Source organism: Pontibacterium sp. (assembly GCF_041587635.1).
Classification (GTDB): domain Bacteria; phylum Pseudomonadota; class Gammaproteobacteria; order Pseudomonadales; family Balneatricaceae; genus Pontibacterium.
Genome location: NZ_JBFGYC010000220.1, coordinates 1 through 6,095 on the forward strand (window position 1 = coordinate 1; position 6,095 = coordinate 6,095).

Consider the following 6,095-nt stretch of genomic DNA (forward strand, 5'->3'; position numbering starts at 1 on the left):
ACGGCCTGATCATCTCTCATTTTGGTCGTCAAGTTGACGTAGAAGCCTCTGAAGGCGAGCGGCAAGGCGAAATTATCCGCTGCCATATGCGCACGAATCTGGGGCAACTGGTCACAGGTGACAAAGTTATCTGGCGCGCCAACCCCGATGGTGGTGTCGTGGTCGCCAAGCTCGAGCGTAAAGCCGAGCTGGTGCGCCCCAACCCCTATGGCGAAATGAAACCGGTGGCCGCCAACATCGACTACATTGTCGTAACCGTAGCGGTTGAACCTCTGGCACACGCCAACCTGATCGACCGTTATCTGGTCGCGGCGGAACTCAGCGGTATTGAACCTGTTATCCTATTGAATAAAACCGATCTGCTTAACGACAACAACCGTGAGCGAATCGAAACAATGCTGGCACGCTATCAAGGCATTGGTTATCAGGTACTCCATGCTTCATCCTCAACCCAAAACGGACTGGTTGAACTTAAAGATCACCTGAAAGACCGGATCAGCGTTTTTGTTGGCCAATCCGGGGTAGGAAAGTCATCTTTAATTAATGTTTTGTTGCCAGGTGTCGATCTAAAGGTAGGTGAGCTTTCAGTACAGACCCGTAAGGGACGCCATACCACCACGACAGCACGACTTTTTCATTTCCCTGATGGTGGTGACCTGATAGATTCACCAGGGATACGTGAATTTGGACTCTGGCACATCGACCCGGAAGATCTGATCGATGGCTTCAGGGAGCTGAGGGAACATACCGGGCATTGCCGGTTCCGCGATTGTAAACATGAAAAGGAACCGGGGTGCGCGCTGAAAGACGCCATCGCAGACGGCAAGATCAGTGAAGCCCGCTGGCAAAGCTTCAAGCACATCCTCGCATCGCTGGATGAACAAGACAGCTGGTAGTCACCGAGGACAGTTGAGCAACGGACACAGGCCAATGAGTTTGCAGGAATCGCCACAGGATCTGGACAGCTGGATCACCTATCTGAAAGAGAAACCTTTGCCGGTACGCAGCAGCGTCCAGCAACGGTTATCTCGTGCCGTTCAGAGTGACGCGACCACCCTGCAATCTCTCTGCAATCAGATCAAATCCGACCCGACCGTCTGCATCTATCTCGTCCGTCTTGCCAACAAACTGCACAACGAAAAAGGCTCTGCCGTGACCAGCATCGAACATGCCGTTCACTCACTGGGCTTTGATCGGATAGAGCAATGCATCCAGCAACTTGAGCTGATCCGCTTAAATGCCGGTTCGGTATCGCACAAACTCTATTTCCGCTCTATCGCCAACAGCCACCATGCCTCGATTCAGGTACATGAATGGCTGAAAGGACGTGGTAATGTCTTTGCCGATGAGCTGCAACTCGCCGCCCTGTTTTATGGCATCGGGCACTGGATGATGTGGCTGCATGCCCCCCTGCATATGAGTCTGATCCATCAAAAGATTCGCGAACACGAGATCGATGTTGTACTCGCTGAAACCGATGTTTTGGGCTGCACCATTCAAGAAATCTCTCATGACCTGGCAATGGAATGGGGATTGCCGGAACTGACCATTGAAAGTCTGGACCATGACACTTCACCGGGTCGCGACATTATCGATGTCATGCACCGACACGCATTACGTGATCCAACCATTGAAGACGATGAGCGCCGCGAGTTGAATCATCTGATCCAACAGAAGTACTTCCCGGTCAAGCTCGCCAACTGGCTGGCCATTACTGCGTCATTTGGCTGGCAGCAGAAAAAAGCCAAACAGTTATGCATGATCATCAGCGATTATCTGGGTGAAAATACCGCCGATGTTGTGGGCAAGCTGCATCAGAACTGCGCTATCGCCTCACGGATTTTTAATGTTCCCGGCACTCTGGCTCCGGCAACCGAGCTGCTCATGCTGGAATCCGATCTGGTGCCCAGCTACAAGATCTCGATAAAAGAGATTGAAACCGTCCTGATAGATTGCCCAAAACCTGCGGCTCGTCGCAAACCGTTACGCAGCAAAGCGCCTGAACAAGAGATCATTCGCACCGCGTACGCTCCAGTTGATGCCAGCTGTAAGAACGAAGAGTTGCTTAAGAAACTCGCCGCGGCCTTTATTAAAGGATCACCGCAGATCAAGACACCCGGACACGTCTTGCAGTGCACGGTAAAAGCCCTGCACGATGGTTTGGGCATGCACCACACCACTCTCTATCGGGTACACAATAAAAAGATGGTCTCCACGCTGTCGTCCGGCATTCCAAAAGACGACCCGTTGGCCAGTTACCAGTTTGATCTGGAAATCCCCTCACTCTTTAAGCGTCTGTGTGACAAACCGGGTTATATCTGGATTACCCCACAAACCCGAGAAAAGATGTTGCAGTCAATGCCAGAAAACTACCATCCGTTTATCCCTGAAAGCGGCGCTATTCTGATGTCTATCTTTTCTGGTAATAAGGCGGTGGCGATCGTGCATACAGACAATCGCGATCAGGCCATTGACGACTTCCACAATAAACGTGCTCGCTATATCTGCACCGCAGCCGGACAGGCATTCAAGAATCTACTCGCCGCCCAATCTGAGACAAACTGATACGGCTGAGTTTCCCGCCGCTTTGCTATATGATTCACGTCATAGCGTAATATACGGAGCCATCATATGAGTTTGCCCTTGGTCATCGAAGCTGCAGATCTCGCCCAACAGCTAAACAATCCAAATCTGCTGATTATCGATCTATCCGACGAAGAGACCTACAACAGCGGCCATATCCCCGGTGCTGTCCGGGTCGATACATCACGTCTGATGCTAGGTTCAGGCCCGGTACCCAACAAACTACCAACCGTGGCTCAACTCAGCGACCTGTTCTCTGAATTAGGCCTGACCGAAGAAACGCAGGTAGTTACTTACGACAATCAGATGGGACCTTGGGCGGGCCGTATGATCTGGACCCTCAACCTACTGGGACATGAGCGCTGCTCATTCCTGAACGGACAGCTCAAAGCCTGGACCAACGCTGGCTTAACGCTGGAAACAGCAGAGAATATCCCCACAGAGGTTCCATTTCGCGCAACCATCAACACGGACTATCTGGCGGATATAACGTTTATTAAACAACACCTGCGCGATAGCCACAGTGTGATCTGGGACGCACGCTCAGGCGATGAATACCGTGGCGCAAAGATCGTCAACGCCCAGAAAGGTGGACACATACCCGGCGCCCGGCTGTACGAATGGACACAGGTCATGATCTCCGCCGATGACACCCGACTTCGCCCGGCGAACGAAATTCAGGCAGAACTCGATAGAATGGGTATCAGCACTGATAAGGAAGTGATCACCCATTGCCAGACTCACCGACGCTCCGGACTCACGTATCTGGTGGCAAAACACCTGGGCTTTAAAAAAGTCCGCTGCTACGACGGTTCCTGGTTCGAATGGGGCAACCAGCCTGATACGCCGGTCGAACAGTAAAGCAAACTCTCACACGACTTACGAATTACCTGAAGAAACGGACATTTACCTTGAAAGACAAAATTTTTATTCTGCTTCAGCACCTGCTACCTCAGCACCTGATCTCCCGCTTTGTGGGCCGTATCGCCGAATGCACTAACCCGATGGTTAAAAATACCTTTATCAAATGGTTTGCCAAGCGCTACAACATCAATATGTCAGAAGCGCTGATTGAAGAACCCACCGCCTTCAAGAACTTCAACGCCTTCTTTACCCGCGAACTCAAGCCGGGAATACGTACGATTGATGATGCGGCGGATGCAATTGTCAGCCCGGCAGACGGTGGCGTCAGCCAGCTGGGCAACATCGAACACGAGCGCATCTTTCAAGCTAAAGGTCGTGGATATGGCCTCACCACTCTGCTGGGTGGCGACGCTAAATTGGCCGAACAGTTTGTAAACGGCTCTTTTGCCACTATTTACCTGTCTCCACGTGATTATCACCGTGTACATATGCCCGTCACCGGTACCCTGCGTGAGACGATCTTCGTCCCTGGAGACCTGTATTCCGTCAATCAGACCACCGCCGAGAACGTTGATCAGCTGTTTGCGCGCAACGAACGACTGGTCGCGATCTTCGATACCGAACAAGGGCCCATGGCCATGGTATTGGTCGGCGCAATGATTGTGGCGGGTATCGAAACCGTCTGGTCTGGACATGAAGCTCCTGTCCATCGCAAAGCAATTCGTACCGCCTATCAGCCAGAACAACCGGAACCGATTACACTGCAGAAAGGCGAAGAGATGGGCCGCTTTAAACTGGGTTCTACCGTTGTTCTGTTGTTTGGTCAGGACGCTGTCAATTGGCAGGATACACTGCGTGCAGAAAGCCCATTGCAACTCGGTGAGCGCATCGCAACCTACAAGGCAGCGAGCAACAGCGAAGCACAAGACAGCAGTGCGGCTTAAACCCGTACAGTTTGTCGGCTGTAGCCCATGGAAAAATGACCTAGAATTCTGACATTGGAGCAAACGCTCTACCCTGAATTCATAGACGGAAAACGTACAGAGACCTTATGAGCAACTGGATAGATAGCCTGCAAACACAAGGCGCCGTGGTCAACGCGGATAACACAGTCAGCCTGACCTCTGATCGCAGCGGTAGCGTTATCCCTCTGCTGCATCAACGTGTGCTGACCGTCACCGGCCCTGACAGCGAGAAATTCCTGCAGGGACAGCTGAGCTGCGATCTGGCAGTCACACGCCAGCAAGGCAGTACGATGGCCTCTCATTGCAACATCAAGGGCCACATGATCAGCTTGTTTCGCCTGATTACGATTGCTGACGGTTTTTTACTGCGTTTGCATACCGACCTGCACGATCAAGCCGCGCAAACACTGGGCAAATACATCATCTTCTCCAAAGCGGAGATCGGCAAACCCGGTGATGGCATGGTGGGGATCGGCCTGCAAGGCGATCAGGCTGCTGAGCTGGCGAAACTTGCGGTTGATACGTTGCCGGAATCCGTCAACGGCGTCGTCCAACAGGGAGATCGCACCCTGATCTCTGTGCCGGGCAATCGTTACGAACTCTGGTTACCGGAAGCAGAAGCTGTTGCGCTGCTACCTGAACTACTGAATGCAGGCACCTTAGGCTCTAGCAATGACTGGATACTGAACGAAGTGAGAGCGGCTATTCCAGATCTGCGTACGGCAACGGTCGAAGCCTTTATCCCGCAGATGACCAATCTGCAGGCACTCGAAGGTGTGAGCTTCACCAAGGGCTGCTACACCGGTCAGGAGATCGTGACACGCCTGCAACACCGCGGGCAGTTGAAGCGCCCGATGTACCGTCTGAAAGCCCGCTGCGAAACACTGCCACACGCCGGTGATCCGATCCACAGCGACAACAAAGAGAAGGTCGGGCAAGTGGTACTTGCCGCACGTAACGAAGCGGACGAGTGTGAACTGCTGGCGGTCGTCATCAAAGATCAGGCCGACAACAGAACCCTGCATCTGGAAACACAGGAAGGCCCAACGGCGAGTATTGAACCGTTGCCATACGAGCTGGATCCAAAGATGTTCGAAGCTAAAAATCGCCTCTGAGTCATCGATCTTTGCAGTATAAAAAACGCCCTGACCGGCTACGGTTCAGGGCGTTTTTTATAGGACAATGAGCGCGTTAAGCCAATGCAGTCTCGACCACTTCAGCCGGAAGTTGCCAGTTAACCGGGGCTTTACCCTGCTGTTGCAGATACCCGTTCGCCTGACTAAACGGGCGACTGCCAAAGAATCCCCGATGTGCCGCCAGTGGTGACGGATGAGGGGCCTTGAGTACCAGATGACGCTGTGTATCGATCACCGCGCCTTTCTTCTGTGCATAACTTCCCCACAGCAGAAACACAACATTCTCGCAGTGTTCGTTCACCACCTGAATGACACGGTCAGTGAACTGCTCCCAGCCCTTCTTCTGATGGGACGCAGCCTGACTCTGTTCCACCGTCAGTACACTGTTCAACAGCAACACACCCTGCTGTGCCCAGCTTTCCAGATAACCATGCTTCACTGGCGCAATCCCCAGATCACTGTTCAGCTCTTTATAGATATTCACCAGTGACGGCGGTGTTTTTATTCCCGGACGTACCGAAAAACACAAACCGTGTGCCTGATCCGG

Annotated in this window: 6 protein-coding genes; 5 read left to right on the forward strand and 1 reads right to left on the reverse strand. The window is 52.6% G+C overall.

The window, feature by feature from the left end:
• The 5 genes from rsgA to ABYW01_RS11735 all read left to right on the forward strand — a co-directional run.
• Nucleotides 1-896: small ribosomal subunit biogenesis GTPase RsgA (rsgA, locus tag ABYW01_RS11715; RefSeq protein WP_372832879.1), on the forward strand; the 896-nt coding region annotated here is incomplete at its 5' end.
• A gap of 34 nt (nucleotides 897-930) precedes the next feature.
• Nucleotides 931-2,565 carry an HDOD domain-containing protein gene (locus ABYW01_RS11720; RefSeq protein WP_372832880.1) on the forward strand — a complete coding sequence of 545 codons (1,635 nt, stop codon included), beginning with the start codon at nucleotides 931-933 and terminating at the stop codon, nucleotides 2,563-2,565.
• A gap of 66 nt (nucleotides 2,566-2,631) precedes the next feature.
• Nucleotides 2,632-3,444, forward strand: a complete 813-nt coding sequence (locus ABYW01_RS11725; RefSeq protein ID WP_372832882.1) for a sulfurtransferase — start codon at nucleotides 2,632-2,634, stop codon at nucleotides 3,442-3,444.
• A 50-nt stretch (nucleotides 3,445-3,494) separates the two neighbouring features.
• Nucleotides 3,495-4,391, forward strand: coding sequence for an archaetidylserine decarboxylase (asd, locus tag ABYW01_RS11730; protein ID WP_372832883.1), 897 nt, complete (start codon nucleotides 3,495-3,497; stop codon nucleotides 4,389-4,391).
• Nucleotides 4,392-4,498: 107 nt separating this feature from the next.
• Entirely contained in the window at nucleotides 4,499-5,527 is a 1,029-nt protein-coding gene (locus tag ABYW01_RS11735; RefSeq protein WP_372832884.1) for a folate-binding protein YgfZ, read from the forward strand.
• 76 nt (nucleotides 5,528-5,603) lie between these two features.
• On the opposite strand, the gene ung is transcribed toward ABYW01_RS11735, so the two are convergent.
• Nucleotides 5,604-6,095 (reverse strand): uracil-DNA glycosylase (ung, locus tag ABYW01_RS11740; protein ID WP_372832885.1); only part of this gene is annotated, 492 nt, incomplete at its 5' end.